The organism is Bacillus sp. UNC125MFCrub1.1, from assembly GCF_000701305.1.
In the GTDB taxonomy this organism is placed as follows: Bacteria; Bacillota; Bacilli; order Bacillales; family Bacillaceae; genus Bacillus; species Bacillus altitudinis.
The window spans coordinates 263251-287729 of sequence record NZ_JNIG01000011.1; the positions used below are offsets into that span (position 1 = coordinate 263251).

Here is a 24479-nt window from a genome sequence, read left to right on the forward strand (position 1 = left end):
ATGTAAATCTATCCATTCGTTACTGCGTCGAGCCCTTGTTCAATATCATGTAATAAGTCATCAATATCTTCAATACCGACAGAAATACGGATTAAACCATCTGTGATGCCAAGCTCTTCTCTGCGCTCTTTTGGAATGGATGCATGGGTCATGCGAGCAGGAACAGAGATTAAACTTTCAACCGCCCCTAGGCTTTCTGCGATTGTAAACAATTTTAATTGGCTTAAAAACACGTCGACATTTTCTTCTTTTCCAATATCAAAAGAAATCATACCGCCAAAGCCTGTTGCTTGAGTTTTTGCAAGCTCATGACCTGGGTGAGCGCTTAAACCTGGGTAATAGACACGTGTAATCGCAGGATGCTGTTCTAAAAACTCAGCGATTTTCTGCGCGTTTTGTTGATGTGCTTCCATTCTTAGTCCGAGCGTTTTCATCCCTCGCATTAGAAGCCACGCATCTTGCGGTCCAAGAATACCGCCTGTAGAGTTTTGAACAAAGTGCAGTTCTTCACCAAGCTCTTCAGTAGCTGTCACGACAAGTCCGCCCACCACATCACTATGGCCGCCTAAATATTTTGTGGCACTGTGCAAGACAATGTCAGCCCCATATGAAATCGGCTTTTGAAAATATGGGGTAAAAAACGTATTATCGACAATCATCAAGATGCCAGCTTCTTTTGTGATCCGGCTTATGGCTTGTAGATCGGTCATTTTCAGCAATGGATTGGTTGGTGATTCAATATAGACGGCTTTTGTTTCTGGTAAAATTGCTTTTTTCACCGCTTCAGGATCACTTGTGTCTACAAATGTGGCTTTAATGCCAATCCGGTTGAGCACCTTTGTCATCACACGATAGGTTCCGCCGTACACGTCGTCAGTCAGTACGATATGATCTCCGCTGTTAAACAGCATCATCACAGCTGTAATTGCAGCCATCCCTGAACCGAATGCATAGCCGTTTGCCCCGCCTTCAAGATCACGAATGACTGTTTCCAGTGCTGTTCTTGTTGGATTCGCAGTTCTGGAATATTCATATCCAGTGTGCTCGCCTGCTTTAGGCTGCTTATAGGTGCTGACTTGGTAAATGGGAACAGACACGGCTCCTGTTTTTTCATCACCAGTGATTCCACTATGAATCATCATTGTTTTTGGCTTCATTTTATTTTCCTCCCTCATAAATACCTTTACTTAGATAACGTTCACTGCTATCAGGAAAAATAGTGACGATCACCGTCCCAGGTGATGCCTTTTTCGCTTCCTCTAAAGCGGCAAATAGAGCGGCTCCAGACGAGCTTCCGATCAGAACACCTTCCTTTTCAGCTGCTTCTTTCACCATTCGGAAAGCATCATCGTCACTGACGGTATAAATCTCGTCAAATAAAGTCGATTCCATATAATCTGGAATAAATTCAAGGCCAATTCCTTCCGTTCTATGCGGTCCCGGCTTTCCGCCATTTAAAATAGATCCTTCTGGTTCCACGATCACTGTTTTTAGCGCTTCTTTTTGCTCTTTTAAATAGGCAGCACAGCCTTGAAACGTTCCGCCAGAGCCCGCTCCTGCTACAAACACGTCTATGTTCCCCTGGAGGTCGGACCATATTTCTGGCCCGAGCGTTTTATAGTAAGTCAATGGATTTACTTGGTTTTTAAATTGTAAGACACAATACGCATTGTCAAGGCTTGCCTCTAGTTCAAGGGCTCGATCAATCGCACCCTTCATCCCATCTTTTCTTGGTGTATGAATAATCTCTGCACCAAGCGCCTTCATGAGCTGTTGTTTCTCTTGACTAAAATGTTCTGGTACACAGAAGATCGGATGCAATTGATGTTTTCTTGCACTTAGCGCAAGCCCGATGCCTGTGTTTCCTGCAGTTGCTTCAATAATGGTTCCGCCTGGGCGCAGTTTGCCCGATGCCAGCGCTTCTTTAATCAGCATATCACCTAAGCGATCCTTAATACTTCCGCCTGGGTTCATCATTTCAAGTTTTGCATAAACATCAACACCTGCCGGCACACCCATCCCTGACAGTTTTAAAAGCGGTGTGTGGCCAATTAATTCCGTAATATCATGTATGACAGCCATATAAATCCCTTCCTTTGTATGGAAAAGAAGGGGGAAACCCCTTCTTTTATTGTGTTTGCTTTATCATACGCAGGACAAGGTCTGTTGAGTGAATCGCTGCTTGCTCTAGAAATTGATCAAAAGAGATATTGGATTCTTTCCCAGCAATATCTGACAACGCTCGAACGACCACAAATGGCGTTTCAAATAGATGGCAAACTTGCGCAACTGCTGCTGCCTCCATTTCCACTGCATACAGCTCTGGAAATTTCTCTCTCACAAACGCGACACGACCAGGATCATCCATAAATGAATCTCCTGTTGCAATCGTTCCTTTTGCCACTTGAATATGATCGATTTCTGAAGCAGATTCCTCTGCCAGCTTCACAAGCTGATCATCTGCGATGAAAGCAGCTGGTAATCCTGGCACTTGTCCATATTCGTAATTAAAGATCGTCACGTCCACATCATGATGTCTAACATCTGTAGAGATGACAATATCACCTACATTTAATGAGTGATGGAAACCGCCAGCTGATCCTGTATTGATCACATAATCTGGCTGAAAGCGGTCAAGCAGAAGTGTTGTGCTGACCGCTGCATTTACTTTTCCAATCCCTGATTTTAATAAAATCACTTCTTTATCTTCATAAACACCTGTTGTAAATTCACACCCAGCGATGTTTTCTTGTGTGGCATTCTTTAGTTGGTCTCTTAAAATCGTCACTTCTTCTTCCATTGCACCTATCACTGCTATTTTCAAATCAAAAACATCCTTTCATTCCCTTTTCTTCGCTTCTACGATCCACACAAAATCATTCATTTGATGAAAAGATGTGCTAAAACCTTCTTCTTCAAAGATTTGTTTTAACACACCTATGGATGGATAATATTCCGTTTCTAAATCCTCTGCAAGCTGATCGAACCCAGCGGCTTTCGCTTTGTTCGTTGCAGCTTGATGTGCTGCTTGATTTTGAAACATTGTATCAGCAAAGACTATTTTACCACCTGAGGGAAGGATGTTGCCATAGGTGTGGATGGCTTGTTTTTTTTCTTCGTCCGTTAAATGATGGAAAGCATATGAACTGACGATCGTATCAGGCTCAAAAGGTGGGGCTGGAAACGATAAAAAATCTCCGTCATGAAATACATTTGGTATTCCTTTTTGAAGAGCCGCTTTCTTCATGGCCTCTGAAGGTTCAACGCCAAACACTTTCTTATCTGCTTGAAGCAGTGCCGCCGTTAGGTTTCCTGTGCCGCTTCCAAACTCAATGACATGTTGACCTGCACGGCGAGTAATCTCTTTTAGAATGGCCGGATACCGGCGAAACACTTCTTTATACTGCTCGTCATGACCACTTACAGTGGCATCATAAGATTCAGCCCAATGATCAAATAAAGAAAGAAACTCACGTCCCATTTTTCTTTCCCTCCACTTTATCTATTTATTCCTATCCGTATAGTATGTTTTATTCCGTCGAACAGTTCCTATCCTACCACATCTTCTGATTCTTTCCTACTAAAAAATACTGAGTGGGGTAGAAAAATATTTGCCCTTTTGAATGGGAGAGATTATGATGAATCTAGAGCATGGAGGGATGAATGAAATGGATTTTCAACTGGATTTTTTAAAGGACAAAATTGAATTTTTTGAAGCAACGTCTTTAAAAGAACTTGAACAAAAGATCCAAAAACAAATTGAACATAATCAGGCGATCTTGCTGACTGTTCATTCTGTGAGTCATCAAACGACTGTCATTGATGATAAGATTTTGTATACAGCAGTTGTTCATTTTAAAGCGAATGTCTCATAAAAAAAAGATCAGCGTATAGGCAGTCAGGTCTGTGCGCCGGTGCTAGTCCTTCCTAGACTGCAAAGGTTTTCTATCACGCTGAAAAGAAGAAAAAGGCTAAAATGAAGTTCATTTTAGCCTTTTTGCATGCATCTTTTTTATTTTATTTTAATTTTTCAACCTTCACAGGTTTCCAGCCTTTTTCGTCCACCCACGTAATTTCTACACGGTAGCGTTCACCTGTTGATTTATCACGGATGGTTCCTTTTGCATCTTGAGGTCCTCCGTTATTTCCTAACCAAATAACAGTCATTTGATCTTCTGAGATTCCTGTCGCATAGGACATGGATTTTATCATTTCTTTCCAGTCTTTTGAGTTAGCATCATAGGTTGCTGTATGTGATCCCGATTGCTCTGTTCCTACAGGCTCCCAGTTATCGTTTTCATATGTTTTGTCTACGTCACTTGTTTTACCGCCATCTGTTTCTGTGGCATCTTTTAACGCATCTTTGTTTGGCTCTTCTTCATCATCTGTTTTCTTTGTATCATCTTTTTTGTCAGATGAATCGTCTTTTTTCGCATCCGCATCATCGGATGTATCTTTCTTTTGATCTTTCACATCTTCTTCTGAGTTTTGTTTATTTTCACTCGATGCAGGTGCTGTTTTGGATGGTTCGTCTGCTACATTTGTATCTTTCGGTTTATTAAAAATTAACAAACTCGATGCGACAACCAAAATAAGCACCACAACGATACCAATTAATATGTTAAGCACCATATTCGCCTTTCTGCGCTTATCACGATGTTCAAATCGAGAATTTCTACTCAAAATCTCTGCACTCCTTTGCCTCTGTTCCCTAAGTCGTTACTATTCTAACATGACATGAAGGGATGTTCTATGTCTGTTTCTTTTCAATTTCATTGACCTTTTTTACAATATCATAAAACGCTTCATTTGTCTTAGCCCGGCCACTTGCCTCATCAAGGTGAACAACAACCAGAGCGTATTTTGGTTTTTCTGCCGGAAAGTATCCGGCAAACCACTTGTGATAAAGTGGATTCCCCTGTTTATCTTTGCTGCCGGTTTGGGCAGTGCCTGATTTCCCTGCTATATGGAACGGCAGGTCTTGAAATCTTCTTCCTGTTCCTTTGTCAGACGTCACCACCTGCCTTAAGTACTTTTGCAAGGTTTGAGCTGTATAGCGGTCAATACTGTCACCATCAGGTCGTTTGTTTTGAAAGGATAGCATCGTTGTTCCGTTTTGATACATCACTTTATCTGCAATCCTCACTTCTTTTCGTTCTCCGCCCCTTGCAATCGTTGCCATCATATTGGCAATTTGTAAGGGGGTTGTTTTGACATTTTTTTGACCAATTGCCGTTTGCGCAATGGCTTTTTTGACATGCTTGTCTCTTTTATCTCCCCACACACTGCCTGTTTCTTCACGATCAAACTGTTTGAATTGTTGCTTATGGTATACATCCCCTTCCCAGCCGGCTCGATCCACAAGCCCAAGCTTTGAAGCTGTCTTTTCAAGGCTTTGATCATCTGTTTGGATGAGCTGCTCAGCGAGTGTCGCAAATGTATAATTACAGCTTTGCGCAAAGCTTTCAGACAGATTCAGTACTTCCTGCTTTCCTTCTGGCTCTCCATATAAATTCTTTCGACAATCATACATCGTTTGTGGCTGGTTCAAGTTTTTTTCAATCGCTGCGGCAAGTACGACCGTTTTAAATACAGAACCGGGAGCCATTGCGGTCAGCATGTAATTTCTTGCCTCATGCCGGTTTTTGCTGGTCACATTTGGAACACTCGCCATCGCCAGCACACTGCTATTCTGAATGTCGAGCAGAACCGCTCCGCCTTTTTCAACACCTTGCGCTTTGAGAACATTCTCCATTTCCCTCTGCATGTCTTCGTCCATAGTTGTCTGCACTTGCAGCGGATAAAACGAATGAGCTTCTGCTGTATATTTGACGTCCATCCCAAACAAAGGGTTTCCCCTTCCGTCCACATGATATAACAATTTTGTGTCTTGCTCTGGTAATAGAAATTCGTCAAATGTACTTTCCAAACCAAATGTACCGATCTCAGTGCGAATCGAAAGCTCTTTTTTGTCCGGATAACGTTTTCTCAAGAGTTCTGGATTCTCGCTTGTGAAACCTAATGTGTGGAGGGCAAGTCTTTTTTTGTCCTTCTCTTTCATATATACGCCGTAAACACCTGAATATTTCATATCATTGATGTCTTTCAGCTTTTTTTTCGTGATATCATCTTTTAAAATGAGTGGTTTCTTCGTTTCTGTCAGCTGGCTTTTCAGTTCATCCTCTTCCATCTCAAGTATAGAAGCGGTTTGTTTTAAGTGAGGGAGGTCATATTGCAGGAAAGGAAATATGATGACCGCAGGCTCTTCTTTTGTGAGAAGTGCCTCGCCGTTTCGATCTAAAAATTCGCCGCGTCCGTCTGAAATGACTACTTCTTCTGTCCGCTGCCTGACACTTTCTTGGATCAAATTAATATCAAGCTTTGAAAAAGATTCTGTGAAAAACAACTGAATTTCCGCTAGTCTAAATAGGAGACCGAGCAATAAGATAAAAATAATGACACCTGTCCATTGGATTCTTCTTGTTTTCAGCATAAAAACACCTCGTCCCTATTGTGGACGAGGTGTTTATCGTATAAACGTAATTATGAAATTTTTACAATTTGGACGAACATTTCTCCGCCAGGTGTTTGAACAGTGACTTTGTCGTCTACTTGTTTGCCTAAAAGACTTTTTGCAATTGGTGAATCGTTTGAAATTTTGCCTTCAAACGGATCAGCTTCTGCACTTCCTACAATCGTATAAGACTCTTCTTCACCGTCCGGTAATTCAACGAATGTCACCGTTTTACCGAGTGAAACAATATTTGAGTTACCTTCATCTTCAATAATTTTGGCATTACGAATCATATTATCAAGCGTTGTAATACGACCTTCTACAAACGCTTGCTCTTCTTTAGCAGAATCATATTCCGAGTTTTCAGAGAGGTCTCCAAAACTTCTAGCGATTTTAATACGCTCTACAACCTCTTTACGTTTAACCGTTTTCAAATATTCAAGCTCTTCTTCTAATTTGCGCTTTCCTTCTTCTGTCATTGGAAATACTTTCTCTTGTGCCATGAATCATTCACTCCTTCTATTAATCCTCATCATACAAGCTTTCTGCATGTGAGTGACGACTGAAATATACAAGAATGAGGACATATTCCGGCCCTCATTCCTTCTGTCCCATATTCGTAAAAGTCCATCTTACATGGCGTCCCTTTTAGATGCAACTATTATGCCTTTTTATTAGGCAGGAACAGCAGCGGTCTCATGATGATGTATTATTATCTTCATCGCACAAACTGTGGAAAGGCACAGGAAGCTCCTGTACCTCGTTCGGCCATTTCGATCATATGTAGAAGAATAGCTTATCCATTCTCCATCTTCCAATACATAATATGGTCAGTGTACGATATGTCTATGCTATATTATTACAAAATTGCATTTTGATCAAGAATTGTTTGAAAATTTGTGATGATTTGTTTGTCGTTTTTTTAATATACTTTTACAAAGCAGGAATAACTGAAACTTTCAGCATCCCATCGTGATTTTCCTGTCTTCATTTCGCAGCATTGTTTTCCTATCATATCAAATCTTTTATTCAGAGGGCTGTTTCTTACAATGCTCACCGATGATTTCGGACTAGCCATTACTAAAGTATTGACTACAAGAGCATGATGTTGAAAAGACCTTTACGTCGTAAAGGTCTTTGTTCTTCTCCACCATTTACTCTCCGCGGTTTTGAAGAATCGTTTGAATTTTTGTCACCATGAGATCAATGGCCACATGATTTTGACCGCCTTCTGGGATGATGATATCCGCGTATCGTTTTGACGGTTCAATGAATTGATTGTGCATCGGTCTGACGACAGATACATATTGTTCAATCACGGAATCAATCGATCTGCCTCTTTCTTTCGTATCACGTAAAATACGGCGAATGATCCGAAGATCTGCATCAGTATCCACATACAGTTTAATATCCATTAAGTTTCTTAGACGTTCGTTTTCAAGAGCAAAGATTCCTTCAACGATGATGACATCTTTGGGTTCAACATGTACCGTCTCTTCTGAACGTGTGTTTAGTTTAAAATCATAAATCGGTTTTTCAATGGACTCGTACTTTAGCAGCGCTTCTACATGCTCAATCATCAGGTCATTGTCAAATGCAAGCGGATGATCATAATTGGTCAGCAGGCGCTCTTCAAATGGCATATGACTTTGATTTTTATAATATAAATCTTGCTGAAGCATGAGGATTGAATGTCCTTTAAATTTTTCGTAAATGGAATTGGTGACGCTCGTTTTACCTGAACCCGAGCCGCCAGCGATTCCAATCACCACTGGTTTTTTCCCCATGTGCCGGTTATTTCCCCTTTCTCATCATGTTGCTAGGGTATACTTTTTGATCAAGCTTAAATTTCACAATTTGCAGTGGATGACGAGCGGCATCGATTTCGTTCCCTTTTTCGTCCCAAATCGTCTCAATCTTACATGTGAAATTTTCGATTTCTGGACCGAAAAATTCAACTGCGTCGCCAGCTTTAAAGAAATTACGCTGCTGTAATGTGACAATTTGTTCTTGTTCATCATAATGAAGTACAAGACCGACGAAATCAAAGGTCGTTTTCTTTCCATGAATGCCAAACATTTGTTCATCCGTTCCTGGTACACCTTCAAAAAAGGCAGGAGCCGTGTCACGATTGGCACATTTGTCTAATTCATCGAGCCATTCTTGTTGAATGACGAAATTGTCTGGATCCGCACAGTAAGCATCAATGACTTTACGATAGACACTGACAACTGTTGCTACATAATGAATGGACTTCATTCGTCCTTCAATCTTTAAGCTGTCAATTCCCATTTCGATCATTTGCGGTATGGATTCGATGAGTTTTAAATCTTTTGGACTCATCGCAAATGGTGCATCTTCTTCACCGAATAAAGGCGCTTCCTCAGAGCCTTCTAGTTTATATAGGTCATAATCCCAGCGGCAAGATTGGCAGCAGCCTCCGCGGTTTGAATCTCTCGCTGTCATATGGTTACTGAGCACGCAGCGGCCAGAATAAGCAATACACATCGCCCCGTGAATGAACGTTTCGATTTCAATATCCACTTTTTCTTTCATTTCTTTAATCTCTAGAGCGCTTGTTTCACGTGCAAGGACCACACGCTCAAGCCCTTCTTCCTTCCAAAACTGCACCGCTTTCCAATTTGAAAGAGATTGCTGTGTGCTCAAGTGAACTTCAAGCTTTGGAGCTACTCGTTTGCATGTTTCGATGATGAGTGGATCAGCGACAATAATTCCCGCTACACCCGCTCCTTCAATCCCTTGAAGATATTCTTCCAGCCCGTCCATGTTTTCGTTGTGGGCGAAAATATTCGTTGTCACATAAATGCGAGCACCGTATTTGTTCGCAAATGCGACACCTTCTGCCATTTCTTCGATTGAAAAGTTATCTGCATTTGAACGAAGTCCAAATTCTTTCCCACCAATAAAAACAGCGTCTGCTCCATAATGCACAGCAATTTTTAGTTTTTCTAAGTTTCCTGCTGGCGCTAGCAGTTCTGGTTTTTTTGTAATGACACGTTTTCCATCGATCACTTCAGAAATTCCATCTTTTAAAAGTGCCATTTCCTCTGCCTCCTTTTATCTTAATAAACCGTTTCTTTAAAGAAAAATCCTGTATCGATTGAGCGGTTGACAGGCTGGATCTCTTCAATACGCTCCACCCATTCATCTTTTTGATCTTCATAGGCTTCCTTATCAGTCACTAGTAAATCAATGGCTTTTCGATAGAGGGATGTCACCTCTGTCATATAAGAAAGTGACTTTAAAATTCCGTCAATTTTAAATGAGTCAATGCCTGCGTCGACAAATTCTTCTAATTCATCAATCATACATACATCATTTGGACTCATAATGTGTGTGCCATTTTCATCCTCAAAAATAGGATATTTGTTTTGACGCTCCTCGTCGTGAAGGAATAGACCTTCTTCCATATTTCTGCCTTCCACGTCCATTTGTTTGCCTTGATATTCAAAATAGTTGCCAACAAGTGTCCGTTTCGATTGGAACATACAGGTCATGCCGTGGACTTGAATTTCAATCTCCACTTCGGCGTTTTCTTTGATATCAATCACACTGTCCATATTGAGTTCTTTGGCAAGAACAGCACGTGTTGCGCCTTTTCTGCCCCAGTAGTTACAAGTGTAATAGTTTGTCCCAGTTGTTTCTGTACTCCAGTGCAGATTCAAGTTGACACCTGTTTCTTTTGCGGCCATGATCACTGCCGGATCTCCAAAAACGACACCATCCACGTTTAACCCATCGAGAAAGGTTAAATAATCTCCAAGCAGTGCCACACGGTCATTATGAAAAATCGCATTCATGGCGACATATACTTTTTTGTGATGTGCATGTGCGAGTTGAACCGTTTGTTTCACATCTTCTCTTGAAAACTCACCTGCAAGACGGATTCCATATGTTTGTTCACCTATTAAAAATGCGTCAGCACCCGCTTCAATGAGCGGCAGTACATCCGACACCTTGCTTGGCGTCACAAGCAATTCTGGTTTTTTCATGATTGGTCACCTCTTTTTGTACTAATGGCGATCCCATCTCCAACTGGAATGATACACGTTTGGTAGTCAGGATTTGACATCAGCCATTGATTGTATCGATCAATTTTGCCTATTAATTGTTTTTTTCGTTTATCTTCAATTTCTTCTTCATAATTTGTCGCAACTAAGCCTTTAAATAATACGTTGTCTGTAATAATCATTCCGTCATCGGACAGCATCGGTTCAAACAGCTCAAAAAAGCGTTGATACTGACCTTTTGCCGCATCAATGAAGATCACATCATAGGGCGCCATCGTCTGAACCGTTTTAGCTGATTCCATCGCATCGCCAAAAAACACGTGAATTCTATCTTTGAAATGTAATTCTTCAATATTCCGTGTCGCTTCCTCATAACGTTTTGCATTTCGCTCAATCGTATAGATTTCAGCATCTGGCAGAGCTTCTGCCATTCGAATCGCTGAATAGCCAATCGCTGTCCCAACCTCAAGAATCTTCTTCGGTTTTTTCAAAGAAAGCAGCTGCAATAACAGTTCAATGCTCACCTTTTCCATGATTGGCACATGATGCTCTTTCGCATACTCCTCTAATTGAGCGATGGCATCAGGACTCGGCTCAATTAAATCTTCAATATAATCATTTATTTGATCATCTTCGATTGTCATTATATGTCTAACTCCTTCATGACCTGAAAAAGAAGAGTCCTGCCTGCTGCAGCTCTCTTTCTCGTCAATCTTTCGTTCATCTAAGTAAAAACAACCCGATATATTTTACCACAAAGATGTGGTAATTGCGAACCTATAAAATGGATATAACAACGAAAAAAAACTGCAGGCAATTTCACCATTGTCTACAGTCTTTTTCCTCTCACATGGGCGTTAGTTGCTGCCTGTGATGTATTTCGCTTTTGCTTTGTTGTGCTCATTTAACGTTTTCGTAAAGACGACTTCGCCATTTTTCTTTGCTAGGAAGTAAACAAAATCTGTTTTCTCTGGATGGAGTGCTGCTTTCCAAGAAGATTCTCCAGCATTGGCAATAGGTCCAGGCGGCAGCCCTTTGTTTGTATACGTATTATATGGTGATTTTACTTTTAAATCTTTGTAATAAACACGGGATTTATGCTCGCCAAGCGCATAAAGAACGGTTGGATCTGTTTGAAGCGGCATATCCTTTTTCAACCGGTTATAAAACACACTTGAGATTTTTGACCGGTCTGTTTTTTCAGTTGCTTCCATTTCTATCAGGGATGCCATCGTTAGGACATCATGGATGGACATCTTTCTCTTTTTCATGTCCTTTTCGTACGTTTTCACATATTGATCTGTTTGTTTAATCATCGTGTCAATGATGGTTTCAAGTGATTCATCCTCACGATAAAACGGATACGTCGCCGGGAATAAATATCCCTCTAACGGATGCTTGACCTGTTTCCCGTTCACTTGTGATGTCACCGTTTTCGGGTACTTTTTCATCAATTTTTTAATAAAGGCTGGATCATCCAGCTTCGCTTCAACTTCTTTCGCTGAAAAATTCGTCTGGTTTGCAATAATGGCTGCAATATCAGACAACTGTTTCCCTTCAGGTATCACAAGCTGAAATGCGTAGTCTGTCCCGCCAGATGTCAGCTTTTGAATCAGCTGATCCGCATCCATTGTTTGTTTGAGATGAAAATAGCCCGCTTTAAAGCCTGATGCTTTTTTGTACTTTGCATAGTAAGTGAAAATCGTGTCATTTGAAATCAGTTCATTTTCTTTTAAAATACTCGCAATTCCGCTGACAGATGTCCCATTTGGAATATGAATATTAATGGTTTGTTTGCTTTTTTGATCGACCGGCCCGAGTGCTGATTTTACATATAAAAAACCTGATAATGCTGCAATGATGATCACAGCAAGTACAGATAACAGGACGATCCCCATTTTTCGTTTAAAAAATGGTCGTTTCTTTTGTTCTGAAAACATGCATGGCCCTCCTCACATCTAGCTTTTATAGTACATGATTCGACGGAGTTCGGCAATTACTTGCTCATGCATGTCATGACAGAACTTTCCATAGTGTGGCTAAACCGACACCGCCTCCGCTGCCAATTGCAGCCATGACATAGCTTCCATTCGGTAAGGCGCGGGCTTCGTAAAACAGTCTCACCATCATAGCAGCTCCCGAGGCGCTATATGGATGCCCAAGACAAAGCGCACCGCCTTTTTTATTGATACGGTCATAAGGAATACCTAGTATCCGGGCAATGAGTACTACTTTGAGCGCAAACGCTTCATTGATTTCAAAAAGTGCAACATCTTCTATCTTCACCTGTTCTTTATGTAAAAGTTTCTTGATTGCATCAATTGGTGAAGCAGCAGGATAATGCGGGTCTATAGCGGTCACGGCACTCCCGATATACCGCAGCATAGGGCTGAAGCCTTTTGCCTCCGCTTCCGCTCTTTCCATCACAACGACGGCAGCTGCACCATCTGCTTCTTTACAGCTATTGGTCACAGTCACAGTACCTTTGCCTGGTAAAAAGACAGGTTTTGCCCGCTTTATCAAGCTTGCAATCGGTCTTATTTTAGCTGCCGCTTCATCTGTACTCATCCCGCTAATCGGAACAATTTCTTCTGAATACGTTCCTTGCTTGAATGCGGTTATACTTCGTTCCCAGCTTAAAAGTGCATAGTCATCTTGCTCTTGTCTCGCAACTGAAAATCTCGACGCCGTCAGCTCTGCCGCTTCCCCCATATGAGGGTCCCCTATCCACTCTGGAGAAAAGCGGGCCCTTTCTTTCATTGGTGACCGAGAAATGCTTTCCGTTCCACCAGCGATATATATTGATCCCTCCCCCGACTGAATCATGATGCACGCTGTTCTAATGGCTTCAAGACCGGAAGCACACTGCCTATCAATGGTCATACCCGGAATATGTAATGAAAGCCCTGCTTCTAACGAGGACAGACGGGCAATGTTGCCACCACCCCCGACGACATTGCCTAAAATGATGTCATCTGGCTTGGTCACGTTTGAAAAATGCTGGATCAAGGGCGCGGCTAGATGCTCTGGCTGGTAATCCTTCAACATTCCATTTTTCTCACCGAAGGGCGTCCGCTTCGCTTGTACGATCACGGCTTGCATGATAATTGTTCCTCCGCCCACTTTTTCATACTGGCACGAGCGATTTTCCCTCCTGATGTTTCGATCATTTTGTCCGTGACGAGCCATTTTTTTGGTACTTTGTATGCCGCTAATGTTTCTTTTACAGCTTGCCGAATGGTTTTTGTTTGCTGTACATTCTCAATAATGGCAACAGGGATTTCGCCCCAATATGGATCAGGAAGTCCAATCACGATTGACCGATTCACCTCTGGCTGTTCATTCAGCATACGCTCAATTTCCTCTGGAAAAATATTCAGTCCCCCATAGACAATCATGCCATTCTCGCGGCCGCTCATATACAAGTAACCATCTTCGTCGAGCCACCCCATGTCATATACGGTCAGCCACTCTTCGGGCGGCTTTTCATCTTGTAAATAGCCTGAAAAAGACATTGGGCTTTTCACATAAATTCTCCCTATTTCATTTGACTTGCAAACGGTTTGATCTGCCCTCCTGACTTCAACCTGAATAGAAGGAAAAGGTTTTCCGACAGAAGTAGGTTTTTGCAGAAAGTCATCAGAAGATAAATAGGAAACAAAACTCAATTCTGATGTTCCATAAAAATCAAAAAATGTGATGTGAGGATAGCGGTTGACGAGCTGTTTTTTTGAAGAGTTTCCCCAATCTGCACCAGAAGACAGGACAAGAAGCGGATTCTTTCCGAAAGCATCCATTTGCAGTAACGATTCTGTCATGGTCGGAACCGTATAAATAGCCGTGATGTCTCCTCTTTCTAAGATGTTTTTTGCTTTCTCTGGCACAAATTTTTCTAACAATGTCACGGTGCCCCCGAAATAAAGTGTGCTGATCGCGCCGTATAAAAAATGAGAGGATAAAAGTGTGCCCAAAATCAGTACATGATCTTGATGTGTGATCCCAAAGACGGATGTTGTCATTTGAAAGCTCTCGATCCATGACTGCTGGCGTCTTATAAAGGCTTTTGGCGATCCCGTTGATCCTGAAGTAAATCCCATATAAAAAGCAGGATCTTCCTCCGGTTCACCTTTGTTCGATTGAACGTTTATGCTGAGGCTGATTCTTTCTTTCCATTCAGATAAAGAGAGCACTGGCATGTCCAGCTTGTACTTTTCAATCCTTTTGATATATCGATCTTCCACAATGACAAGGTCCGCGTCGCTTAATAAGAGCTTTTCCGCGCATTCCTTGTCACTCCACCGCGGATCAAGAGGCACCGCTGTCCATCCTGCAGAAGCTGCGCCAGCAAATAGTTGAAGAAACGGAACACCATTTGATACTAAAAAAGCGACTCTTTTTTGCTGATGAGGCGTTTCTTTTAACCATTGTGCAGTTGACTGCACACGCTCATGCCATTCTTCATAAGTGATCTGCTCTTTTTCATCTATGATCGCCATCTGATCTGGCTTCACTTTTGCATGAGCCGCATAGCTTTCCGTTATTCTCATCAAACTGCTCGCCTCCCTCTATGTAAGTCCCTTTTTCGATATGACATCGCTTGAATGATTTTCACCGTGAAGACAGCACATATCCCTGCTTTGATCAGATCACCCGGTAAATAAATGACGCTGAACAGAGCTGCTTGCGTGATCTTTATATGCATCATCATGGCTTGAAAGGGAATTCCGCCTATATATAATATCCCGATACTGCATACCGCATAGATCAAAAATAGTCGTAAGGCCGTCACTTTCTTCAGCCGGTTCAGCCACAGGCTGATCATAAAGGCAGCCACTGGATAAGCAAGTAAAAAACCACCGCTTGGCCCAAAAAAGACCCCTATTCCGCCTCTTCCTCCAGATAAAAGAGGTGCGCCTGCTGCCACTATTAGAAGAAACAGAAGTAAACTAATCAGCGCTTGCTTTGGTTTTAACAGCCCTCCAGCAAGCAAAAGACCTGCGGTTTGTAAGGTGATTGGTACAGGTGTAAACGCAAGAAAAATAGGCGGAATTAATCCTAACATCCCAATAACTGCTGTCATTAATGCCATTTGCATCATATCGTGAATTTTCAATTTTCATACCCCTCACTCGATTCATTATTAAAAATAGCGTAAAAGGTCGAGCGATATATGTCAACTAAATTTCAATAATAGTTTACATATAGAATGTAAAAAAAGACCTGTGAAGAAAGATCACAGAGATCATGTTCACAGGCCTTTTATTCGTTCTATTCTTCTTCGTCTTCTTGATCTAAGAACGTATTTAACGTTTCTTCAATCATGTCCCACTCTTCATCCGTTTCAATTGGCTCTAATTCGCCATCTTCACCGTCTTCGTTTGGTGTGAAGCTTGATGCATGAATTTCAATTTCTTCGTTATCTTGTTCAGAAATTGGGTAGTAAAGAACATATGATTTGTTAAAATGGTCGCTTTCAAAAGTAAATAGTACTTCGCAAAGCTGCTCATTTCCATTATCATCAACGATTGTAATTTGCTTTTCTCCGTGTTCCATTTGATTCACCTCATTTTAATTTAAGCTGTCTAAATACCCTTGAAGGATCATAACAGCCGCCATTTTATCAATGACTTTTTTACGCTTTTGTCTGCTCACATCTGCAGAGATGAGCATTTTTTCTGCTGCCATCGTTGACAGACGCTCGTCCCAAAGCACAACAGGAACATTGTACGTGTTTTCTAACACTTTCGCAAATGATTGGCTGGCCTCGCCTCTTGGACCGACCGTACCGTTCATATTTTTTGGAAAACCAAGGACAATTTTATCCGTTCCATATTGCGAGACGATCTCAGACAGGCGGCTGAGACCAAAGTCTCCGCCTGCTTCATCAATTTTAATGGTTTCAATCCCTTGAGCTGTCCATCCCATTTCATCACTGATTGCCACACCAAGGGTTTTCGTGCCTAAATCTAAGCCTAAAATTCTCATGTTTTACGCCTCTTTATGTGTCTCTAAGTACGATTTAACCAATTCCTCAATTAATTCGTCTCGTTCTAGTTTACGAATTAGGTTGCGTGCATCCTGATGTCTTGGAATATAAGCAGGGTCGCCTGACAGCAAGTATCCGACAATTTGATTGATCGGGTTGTATCCTTTTTCTTGGAGTGCGTCATAAACTGTTATGAGCACTTCATTCACATTGGTTTCAGCTGAATCATCAGAGAAGTTAAACTTCATTGTCTTATCAAATGAACTCACTGCTTCTTGCACCTCTCTTCCAACATTCTACTAGCAAGCTTTTTTCTAACCGCTCATCTAATACCATTATTCTACACTACATTGACTGATTATAAAACGGATTTGACAGATTCTTCGACAGTTGCCAGTGCTTCTTCAAGCTTTTCTGGCTGTTTCCCGCCTGCTTGTGCCATATCTGGGCGTCCGCCTCCGCCTCCGCCGCAAATTTCAGCTGCCTGCTTCACAAGTTTTCCTGCATGAAGACCTTTTTCAATGACATCTTTTGTCACACCGGCTGAAATGTTGACTTTTCCATTTTGAACGGCACCAAGTACGATGACAGCTGAACCTAATTTCGCTTTTAATTCATCAACCATCGTTCTTAAATGGTTCATGTCTTTGGCGTTTACTTTTTCAGTTAACACGTTCACTCCGCCAACTTCGATAACTTTTTCCAAAATAGAGCCAGCTTCTGCTTGACTTAATTTCGCAAGAAGTGATTCGTTTTCTCTTTGAACTTCTTTTAAATCAGCCTGCAAGGAAGCGATGCGTTTTGGTACATCTTTTGTATTTGATTTCAGTTCATTAGCTGCCTTTTCTAAAATCGCAAGCTGATCATTTAATTCTTCATAAGCACCTTTACCTGTTACAGCCTCAATACGGCGTGTTCCAGCACCAATACCCGATTCAGATGCAATTTTAAACAATCCGATCTCCGCAGTGTTTTGAACGTGACAGCCTCCGCATAACTCGATGCTGTAATCACCCACTTGCACAACACGGACAATATCGCCATACTTCTCGCCAAACAGCGCCATTGCGCCCATTTCTTTTGCTTCAGCAATTGGTTTCAGGTCAATGGCAACCGAAATGCCTTCCCAAATCTTTTCGTTGACGATTTTTTCAATTTGTGACAATTCTTCTTTTGTTACTTGTCCAAAGTGAGAAAAGTCAAAGCGAAGTCTGTTTTCATTCACAAGTGAACCCGCTTGGTTAACGTGGCTGCCCAATACATCTTTTAGCGCTTGGTGCAAAAGATGTGTCGCTGTGTGATTTTTCACAATGCCTTTTCGAAGCGCTGATTCGACTTCTGCAGTGACTTCAATGCCTTTTTGAACCGTACCACTTACGACGACTCCTTCGTGGACATGCTGGCCGTTTGGCGCCTTTTTCACATCTTTGATATCAATGATCGCTTCGGCACTTTTTAACGTTCCTTTATCCGCCACTTGTCCGCCGCTTTCCGCATAGAAAGGTGTTTCATCTAATAAAATTTGCACCGTTTCCCCTTCGTGTGCTTCTGTGACAATTTCACCGTTTTGAAGCAATTCGATAATACGAGCATCTGCAGTTAAATTTTCGTAGCCAACAAACGTACTTTCTGCTTTTATATCGCCTAAAGCCCCGCCTTGAACCTGCATACTGCCCACATCTTGTCTGGCATTTCTTGCACGTTCACGCTGCTTCTCCATTTCTAGCTGGAAGCCTTCACGATCGACTGTCATGTTCTCATCTTCAGCATATTCTTCTGTGAGTTCGACCGGGAATCCATATGTGTCATAAAGCTTAAACACATCTTTACCGGAAATTTGTGAGCTGCCATTGTCTCGTTCTTTTTTGATCACTTCTGATAAAATGGCTAACCCTTCATTCAGTGTCTCATGGAAACGCTCTTCTTCATTTTTGATCACTTTTGCAATAAATTCTTCTTTTGCTTGAACATCTGGATAGAAATCCTTCATGATCTCCGCAACAACTGGAACTAGATCATACATGAATGGACGGTGGATATGGATCGTTTTTGCATAACGCACAGCACGGCGCAGCAAACGTCTTAACACATAACCTCGGCCTTCATTAGAAGGAAGCGCTCCGTCACTGACGGCAAAGGCAACAGTACGAATATGGTCAGCAATGACTTTAAATGCTGTGTCTTTTTCTTTTGACTCCCCATAGCTTTCTCCAGAAATCGTTTCTACTGCACGAATAATCGGCATGAACAGGTCTGTATCAAAGTTCGTCGGTACGTTTTGAATCACAGAGACCATACGCTCAAGACCCATTCCTGTATCAATGTTTTTCTTCGGAAGCGGTGTATATGTACCATCTGGATTATGGTTAAATTCAGAAAAAACAAGATTCCATACTTCTAGATAACGTTCATTTTCTCCGCCTGGATATAATTCAGGGTCGTTCATGTCGTTGCCATATGCTTCGCCGCGATCATAGAAAATTTCTGTATTCGGACCACTTGGCCCCTCGCCAATATCCCAGAAGTTGCCCTCTAGACGAATAATTCGTTCCTCAGGGACACCCATTTTATCTCTCCAAAGAACATATGCTTCTTCATCCTCTGGATGTACCGTTACAGATAACAGATTCGGATCAAAGCCAATCCACTCGTCACTTGTGAGGAATTCCCAAGCCCATTCGATTGCCTCTTCTTTGAAATAGTCTCCAATAGAGAAGTTGCCCAGCATTTCAAAAAACGTATGATGGCGTGCTGTTTTCCCTACATTTTCAATGTCATTTGTACGAATTGATTTTTGTGCGTTGCAAATACGTGGATTCTCAGGCACGACGCGGCCATCGAAGTATTTCTTTAATGTTGCCACCCCGCTGTTAATCCATAAAAGTGTTGGATCGTCATGCGGTACGAGGGACGCACTCGGTTCGACAGCATGTCCTTTTTCTTTAAAAAAATCTAAAAACATTTGACGTACTTGAGCTGAAGTTAAAGTTTTCATCATAAATCCTCCCTTTTTATTCTCAATCTTCACACAAACGAAAAAACATCCCGCCCTATGCAAGCAAAAAACTACTTACACAGGGACGAGATGCTCTCGCGGTACCACCCTGATTATAGACATATGCGTCTATCACCTTCACATCCGATAACGCCGGAAGAGAGCGGCAGTGTTTATCTGCACTCGGGACTAGCTTCCGTTAAAGGTCTGATAAGGCTTTTCTCAGCAAACAAAGCCTCTCTCTGCAACAGCTTTTTAACGTACTCGGGTCCGTCATTGAATTCAATATGTATGAATCGAAATTATTATAGACAACTCGGCTCGTCTTGTCAATGAACGCTTCGTCTCATGTGAATATATTGCACAATAATGACCCTCATAATGGCTGCGGACGGTACGGCTAAAATCATTCCAATCAAGCCAAACAGCTCACCTCCAGCGAGTAACACCAGCATGATCACGACAGGATGCATATGCAGGCTTCTCCCGACAATGATCGGACTCAGTACATTGCTTTCTAAAAATTGAAGCACGGCTACTGTAATTAGCACAATGATCACTGACTTCACTGAGATGGTAAAAGCGATAAAGACAGCTGGGATCGCTCCAATAATCGGGCCAAAATACGGAATGACATTCGTTGCGCCGATTAACATACCTAGTACAAGCGGATATGGAATATGAAACAGCCAAAGAACAATGGCAGCAGCTCCCCCAATTAAAGAACAGACAAGCAATTGCCCTCTAATATAATCCCCAAGTGAGTCATCCACTGCTTTCACAAAGGCATGTCCCCTTTTTCGAAAGCTTGGCGGGGTTAAATACCATGCTGCCCGCTTCATCGTGTTCATATCTTTCACCATATAAAAGACAAGAAAAGGAATAAGTGCAGCAACTAAGGCGTAATCAAGCAATACTTTACAGCTTAGAATCATCCGCTCTGCCCCATTTGCGGCATACGTCTCAGATTGGACAATAAAACGATCCAGCCGTTCATGCAGTCCATCAGGCCAGTGGCTTGTATGACGATGAACATGTGATAAAGCACCATTATACGTTTCGGCAAGCATGGGAATTTGCTCCGACAATTCATTTAACTGAGCGATTAAAACCGGTGCCCCTTTATACACAGCCAAACCAATGCCGCCAAAAAACAGCACATATATCAATAAGAGACTGACCGTCCTTGGCAAACCTCGCTTATGTAGTCTTTCAACAATTGGATAAAGAAGATAAGAAATAAAAATAGCGATAAGAAGCGGGATCAAAACCGCTTTAAGCAATAAAAAAATAGGCATCCATAACTCGTCGAGCTGAACCAAAATGAGTAAAGACGCAAGGACAAGCAGTACACTTGCAGCATATATTAGAAACTCGATCGGACGTTTCTTCACCTTTTTCACCTCTCTTCTTATTGTTTAACCAACTTCTGCAATTATCCATGTAAATAAAATTTGTCCTAACTTTGTTAAAAATGAATACACATGAAACATACGGCTCCATCCAAAGTCACTGTTTGCTGTAAAATCTCGTTAGAAAATATTCCATTATTTTCTTATATTCACCTCATTTATGCTAGAATCCGCTTTAGCTCAATCATTAGAAGAGGAGGTTCTTCATGATCACATTCGAAGAAGTCAACAAGCATTACGGCCAGTTCCATGTACTTAAGGACATTAACCTACATATTCAAAAAGGTGAGGTTGTTGTGATCATCGGTCCTTCAGGATCTGGAAAAAGCACGATGCTCAGGTGTATCAATCGTCTTGAAAGCATTGATGAAGGAAAAGTCCTTGTCAATCAAGTGTCTGTTCAGCATCCGAAAACCAACATCAATCTCATCAGGCAAAATATCGGGATGGTGTTTCAGCACTTCCATCTTTATCCGCATAAGACGGTGCTTGAAAACATTATGCTTGCGCCGATGAAGGTTAAAAAAGTGAGCAAAGAAGAAGCAAAGGAAACAGCTGAATTTTATTTAAATAAAGTTGGCATTCCTGAAAAAGCAGACACCTACCCTTCTAGACTCTCAGGAGGACAGCAGCAGCGTGTGGCAATCGCAAGGGGACTTGCAATGAAACCTGAGGTCATGCTTTTCGATGAACCAACATCAGCTCTTGATCCAGAGATGATCGGTGAGGTGCTAGATGTGATGAAACAGCTGGCAAGGGAAGGAATGACAATGGTCGTTGTCACACACGAGATGGGGTTTGCCCGTGAAGTCGCAGACCGTATTGTGTTTATTGATGAAGGAAGAATTCTTGAAGAATCTACACCAGCTGCCTTTTATGAAAAACCGCGCGAGAAACGCGCTCAGCTCTTTTTAAGCCGTATTTTAAATCACTAGGGGGAATGAATTTGATGAAAAAAATGAAACGCTTTGGCCTATTACTGTTGATGACTTGCTGTATGATCGCTCTCGCTGCCTGCGGCTCTGCCGAGAAAGGCTCAACCGATGCAAAACAAGGTAGCTCATTAGAAGCCATTAAGAAAGACAAAAAAATCGTTTTCGGTGTGAAAAACGATACTCGTTTATTTGGTCTAAAAAATCCTAGTAGCGGGGATATTGAAGGTTTTGATATTGATATCGCAAAAGCGATCACTAAAGAAATGCTCGGTGATGAAGGAAAAGCAGAATTCAAAGAAGTGACATCTAAAACAAGAATTCCTTTACTGCAAAAAGGAGATATTCATGCCATTGTTGCCACAATGACGATCACAGAAGAGCGTAAAAAAGAGGTCAATTTCTCAGATGTTTACTTTGAAGCAGGACAATCACTGCTTGTGAAAAAAGGCAGCGACATTCAATCGATTGATGATCTTAAAAAAGGTACGAAGGTGCTTGCAGTGAAAGGGTCCACTTCTTCTCAAAACATTCGCGAAAAAGCACCAGAAGCATCCGTTTTAGAATTTGAAAATTACCAAGAAGCCTTTACAGCCTTAAAATCAAATCAAGGGCAAGTTCTGACAACTGATAATGCAATTTTATTTGGCATGGCAGACGAAGATTCAAATTATGAAGTCGTTGGTGGAACATTTACCGATGAGCCTTATGGCATCGCTGTGAAAAAAGGCGATGAAGAATTGACAGAAGCCATTAATAAAGCGTTAAAGGCATTAAAAGATAATGGAGAGTATGACAAGATTCATAAAAAATGGATCAAAGAATAATCAATTGACTCGATCAATCTCAACACCCTCAGGAGAGCCGCTTGCCGGCTCCTCTGTTGATTAGGAAGGAAGTGAACTGATTGCTGCGGTTTTCCATTTTAACTGAGAACTTCCATCTTTATTTAGAAGGGTTTAAATATACGATTGGTGCAAGTGTCATTGCGTTGATTGGAAGCTTTTTCATCGGTACACTCATTGCCATCATGAGAATTGCGCCACTAAGGCCGCTCAACTGGTTAGGGACGGCTTATGTGGAATTTATTCGGAATATTCCGTTATTATTGATCACCTTTGTGTTCTTTTTTGGTTTACCGGTACTTGGCATTGTGGCAGATGGCTTTACAGCAGGAACCATTGCCCTCTCCATTTATACGTCTGCTTTTATCGCTGAAGCCATTCGTGCAGGTATACAAGCTGTACCGCTTGGACAAATGGAAGCAGCTAGAGCTTCTGGTCTGTCATATGGCGGAACGATGCGATATATTATTCTGCCGCAGGCCATCAAAATTGTCATTCCACCACTTGGGAATCAATTTATCAACCTTGTGAAAAACTCGTCTATTTTAGGTGTCATTGCAGGGTTTGATCTGATGTACCAAGGAGACCTTATCGCTTCGAGAACGTTTGTGACATTTGATGTATACATTTTTGTTGCCATGTTCTATCTTCTATTGACCATTCCGCTTAGTCTAGGCGTTGGTTATTTAGAAAAAAGATTAGCCCGAAGCCACTAGAAAGGAGGAAACACAATGGATTTTATAGGTGCCTACCAGCCCGATCATCTCGCCTTTTTACTTGAAGGATTTGCTGTCACCTTAAAAGTGGCTTTTATCTCCATCATTTTAAGCTTTATCATCGGATTAGTCGTTGGCACATTGAGGTTCGCACAAATCCCTATTTTATCAAAGGTGCTTGCGGTCATTGTTGAAACTGTTCGGAACCTACCGCTTTTGCTGATCATCTTTTTTACGTATTTCGCCCTGCCTGAAATTGGCATTAAGCTGAGCATCACGGCCTCTGCCATTGCGGCTTTAACCGTGTTTGAATCCGCTATGCTGTCAGAAATCATTCGCAGCGGATTAAAATCAATTGATAAAGGACAAATCGAGGCGGCCAGATCCTCTGGTTTAACCTATATTCAAACATTAAAAATGATTATCATGCCACAGGCGTTACGCCGAATGGTACCGCCGATTGTCAGTCAATTTATTTCTCTTTTAAAAGATACATCGCTCGCCGTTGTAATTGCCCTTCCAGAGTTATTGCATCACGCGCAGATTTTAAATGGTCAAAGCCAATCTTATTTACTTCCTATTTTCCTCTTGGCGGCCATGTTGTACTTTGTTGTCAACTTCAGCTTGTCTATACTTGCACGGAGATTAGAGTACAGGCAGGCATAAAAAAAGGACATCCGCTCATGGTGGATGTCCCTTTTTGTTTAAAGCATTCGCATAACTCGTTTTCTCATCTTTTTCATATCCCGCTTAGATGGCATATCATATCGACTTGCAAAGTGATATGCGAGTGCACCTGCACCAAGCGTTAATAGTGAAGAAGTCATTTTGCCCATTCGAAATTCCCCCTTAACACTTATAGTTGAATTGAACGTTCATCGTCACTAAACAGGTCGTCTAAACTGCTTAGTGTACCGTCTTCCTCCACTTGGTGAGTAGATATTTTGCCTTTTGACAGTGTCAATTCAATAAAACAGCCCCAGCAATAATATTGATTGACCCCAATTTTTCCGATGTCTTTACATTTGCAATTTGGGCAAATGAGCAT

General features: G+C 41.6%; 27 protein-coding genes and 1 other annotated feature. Of the genes, 5 read left to right on the top strand and 22 right to left on the bottom strand.

Going from position 1 to position 24479, the window contains the following annotated elements; translation table 11 throughout:
* Positions 1–8: 8 nt before the first annotated feature.
* Genes N521_RS08820 through N521_RS08835 form a run of 4 tightly spaced genes read right to left on the bottom strand, consistent with a single transcriptional unit; the run spans position 9 to position 3481 of the window.
* Positions 9–1157 (bottom strand): bifunctional cystathionine gamma-lyase/homocysteine desulfhydrase, encoded by a 1149-nt coding sequence (locus N521_RS08820; protein WP_008342652.1) that lies wholly within the window; start codon positions 1155–1157, stop codon positions 9–11.
* Between the two features lies 1 nt (position 1158).
* Positions 1159–2082, bottom strand: a complete 924-nt coding sequence (locus N521_RS08825) for a PLP-dependent cysteine synthase family protein (RefSeq protein ID WP_007501427.1) — start codon at positions 2080–2082, stop codon at positions 1159–1161.
* Between the two features lie 46 nt (positions 2083–2128).
* Positions 2129–2824 (bottom strand): 5'-methylthioadenosine/S-adenosylhomocysteine nucleosidase, encoded by a 696-nt coding sequence (gene mtnN / locus N521_RS08830; RefSeq protein ID WP_019743016.1) that lies wholly within the window; start codon positions 2822–2824, stop codon positions 2129–2131.
* Positions 2825–2839: 15 nt separating this feature from the next.
* The gene (locus N521_RS08835; protein WP_035390943.1) at positions 2840–3481 is read right to left on the bottom strand and encodes a class I SAM-dependent DNA methyltransferase; all 642 of its coding nucleotides are present in this window, start codon (positions 3479–3481) and stop codon (positions 2840–2842) included.
* 187 nt (positions 3482–3668) lie between these two features.
* Here N521_RS08835 and N521_RS08840 point away from each other — a divergent pair, with 187 nt between their 5' ends.
* Entirely contained in the window at positions 3669–3875 is a 207-nt protein-coding gene (locus tag N521_RS08840; RefSeq protein WP_024718362.1) for a YrzA family protein, read from the top strand.
* A 142-nt stretch (positions 3876–4017) separates the two neighbouring features.
* Here N521_RS08840 and N521_RS08845 read toward each other — a convergent pair whose 3' ends face one another.
* From N521_RS08845 to N521_RS08920, 16 genes are all read right to left on the bottom strand, one after another.
* A complete protein-coding gene (locus N521_RS08845) occupies positions 4018–4683 on the bottom strand; it encodes a YrrS family protein (RefSeq protein ID WP_035390944.1) in 666 nt (221 codons plus the stop codon).
* 67 nt (positions 4684–4750) lie between these two features.
* The gene (locus N521_RS08850) at positions 4751–6493 is read right to left on the bottom strand and encodes a peptidoglycan D,D-transpeptidase FtsI family protein (RefSeq protein ID WP_035390946.1); all 1743 of its coding nucleotides are present in this window, start codon (positions 6491–6493) and stop codon (positions 4751–4753) included.
* A 50-nt stretch (positions 6494–6543) separates the two neighbouring features.
* Positions 6544–7017 (bottom strand): transcription elongation factor GreA, encoded by a 474-nt coding sequence (gene greA / locus N521_RS08855; RefSeq protein WP_007501433.1) that lies wholly within the window; start codon positions 7015–7017, stop codon positions 6544–6546.
* A gap of 651 nt (positions 7018–7668) precedes the next feature.
* Positions 7669–8301 (bottom strand): uridine kinase, encoded by a 633-nt coding sequence (gene udk, locus N521_RS08860; RefSeq protein WP_007501435.1) that lies wholly within the window; start codon positions 8299–8301, stop codon positions 7669–7671.
* A gap of 7 nt (positions 8302–8308) precedes the next feature.
* A complete protein-coding gene (locus N521_RS08865; RefSeq protein ID WP_025207695.1) occupies positions 8309–9577 on the bottom strand; it encodes a peptidase U32 family protein in 1269 nt (422 codons plus the stop codon).
* Positions 9578–9597: 20 nt separating this feature from the next.
* Positions 9598–10527, bottom strand: coding sequence for a peptidase U32 family protein (locus tag N521_RS08870; RefSeq protein WP_035390948.1), 930 nt, complete (start codon positions 10525–10527; stop codon positions 9598–9600).
* Positions 10524–11189: an O-methyltransferase gene (locus N521_RS08875; RefSeq protein ID WP_035390950.1), complete on the bottom strand. Its 666-nt coding sequence runs from the start codon at positions 11187–11189 to the stop codon at positions 10524–10526. The genes N521_RS08870 and N521_RS08875 overlap by 4 nt, the downstream gene beginning before the upstream one ends.
* 213 nt (positions 11190–11402) lie before the next feature.
* The gene (gene mltG, locus N521_RS08880; RefSeq protein WP_025207696.1) at positions 11403–12485 is read right to left on the bottom strand and encodes an endolytic transglycosylase MltG; all 1083 of its coding nucleotides are present in this window, start codon (positions 12483–12485) and stop codon (positions 11403–11405) included.
* A 73-nt stretch (positions 12486–12558) separates the two neighbouring features.
* On the bottom strand, positions 12559–13647 hold the full coding sequence (locus N521_RS08885) for an acetyl-CoA C-acyltransferase (RefSeq protein WP_035390953.1): 1089 nt from the start codon (positions 13645–13647) through the stop codon (positions 12559–12561).
* Positions 13635–15092: an acyl-CoA synthetase gene (locus N521_RS08890; protein ID WP_035391008.1), complete on the bottom strand. Its 1458-nt coding sequence runs from the start codon at positions 15090–15092 to the stop codon at positions 13635–13637. Before N521_RS08890 ends, N521_RS08885 begins: the two co-directional genes overlap by 13 nt.
* Entirely contained in the window at positions 15092–15658 is a 567-nt protein-coding gene (locus tag N521_RS08895) for a biotin transporter BioY (RefSeq protein WP_007501449.1), read from the bottom strand. Before N521_RS08895 ends, N521_RS08890 begins: the two co-directional genes overlap by 1 nt.
* Positions 15659–15813: 155 nt before the next feature.
* Positions 15814–16098 (bottom strand): DUF1292 domain-containing protein, encoded by a 285-nt coding sequence (locus N521_RS08900; protein WP_017358102.1) that lies wholly within the window; start codon positions 16096–16098, stop codon positions 15814–15816.
* Between the two features lie 15 nt (positions 16099–16113).
* Positions 16114–16530: a Holliday junction resolvase RuvX gene (ruvX, locus tag N521_RS08905; RefSeq protein WP_003216519.1), complete on the bottom strand. Its 417-nt coding sequence runs from the start codon at positions 16528–16530 to the stop codon at positions 16114–16116.
* 3 nt (positions 16531–16533) lie between these two features.
* On the bottom strand, positions 16534–16800 hold the full coding sequence (locus tag N521_RS08910; protein WP_024718370.1) for an IreB family regulatory phosphoprotein: 267 nt from the start codon (positions 16798–16800) through the stop codon (positions 16534–16536).
* 89 nt (positions 16801–16889) lie between these two features.
* A complete protein-coding gene (alaS, locus tag N521_RS08915) occupies positions 16890–19526 on the bottom strand; it encodes an alanine--tRNA ligase (RefSeq protein ID WP_017367696.1) in 2637 nt (878 codons plus the stop codon).
* Positions 19527–19604: 78 nt separating this feature from the next.
* Positions 19605–19812: a binding site (T-box leader), on the bottom strand.
* Positions 19813–19855: 43 nt separating this feature from the next.
* Positions 19856–20920: an AI-2E family transporter gene (locus N521_RS08920; RefSeq protein WP_035390955.1), complete on the bottom strand. Its 1065-nt coding sequence runs from the start codon at positions 20918–20920 to the stop codon at positions 19856–19858.
* A 224-nt stretch (positions 20921–21144) separates the two neighbouring features.
* Between N521_RS08920 and N521_RS08925 the strand changes: the two genes are divergently transcribed.
* The 4 genes from N521_RS08925 (at position 21145) to N521_RS08940 (ending at position 24097) form a co-directional block, all read left to right on the top strand.
* A complete protein-coding gene (locus tag N521_RS08925; protein ID WP_007501456.1) occupies positions 21145–21873 on the top strand; it encodes an amino acid ABC transporter ATP-binding protein in 729 nt (242 codons plus the stop codon).
* A gap of 14 nt (positions 21874–21887) precedes the next feature.
* Positions 21888–22697: a transporter substrate-binding domain-containing protein gene (locus N521_RS08930; protein WP_008342689.1), complete on the top strand. Its 810-nt coding sequence runs from the start codon at positions 21888–21890 to the stop codon at positions 22695–22697.
* 80 nt (positions 22698–22777) lie between these two features.
* Positions 22778–23431 carry an amino acid ABC transporter permease gene (locus N521_RS08935; protein WP_007501460.1) on the top strand — a complete coding sequence of 218 codons (654 nt, stop codon included), beginning with the start codon at positions 22778–22780 and terminating at the stop codon, positions 23429–23431.
* A 15-nt stretch (positions 23432–23446) separates the two neighbouring features.
* Positions 23447–24097 (top strand): amino acid ABC transporter permease, encoded by a 651-nt coding sequence (locus N521_RS08940; RefSeq protein WP_035390957.1) that lies wholly within the window; start codon positions 23447–23449, stop codon positions 24095–24097.
* A 38-nt stretch (positions 24098–24135) separates the two neighbouring features.
* Here the strand turns inward: N521_RS08940 and N521_RS19185 are convergent, their stop codons facing one another.
* Both N521_RS19185 and N521_RS08945 read right to left on the bottom strand, forming a co-directional pair.
* Positions 24136–24267, bottom strand: coding sequence for a YrzQ family protein (locus tag N521_RS19185; protein WP_008342695.1), 132 nt, complete (start codon positions 24265–24267; stop codon positions 24136–24138).
* 20 nt (positions 24268–24287) lie between these two features.
* Positions 24288–24479, bottom strand: coding sequence for a hypothetical protein (locus tag N521_RS08945; RefSeq protein WP_003216308.1), 192 nt, complete (start codon positions 24477–24479; stop codon positions 24288–24290).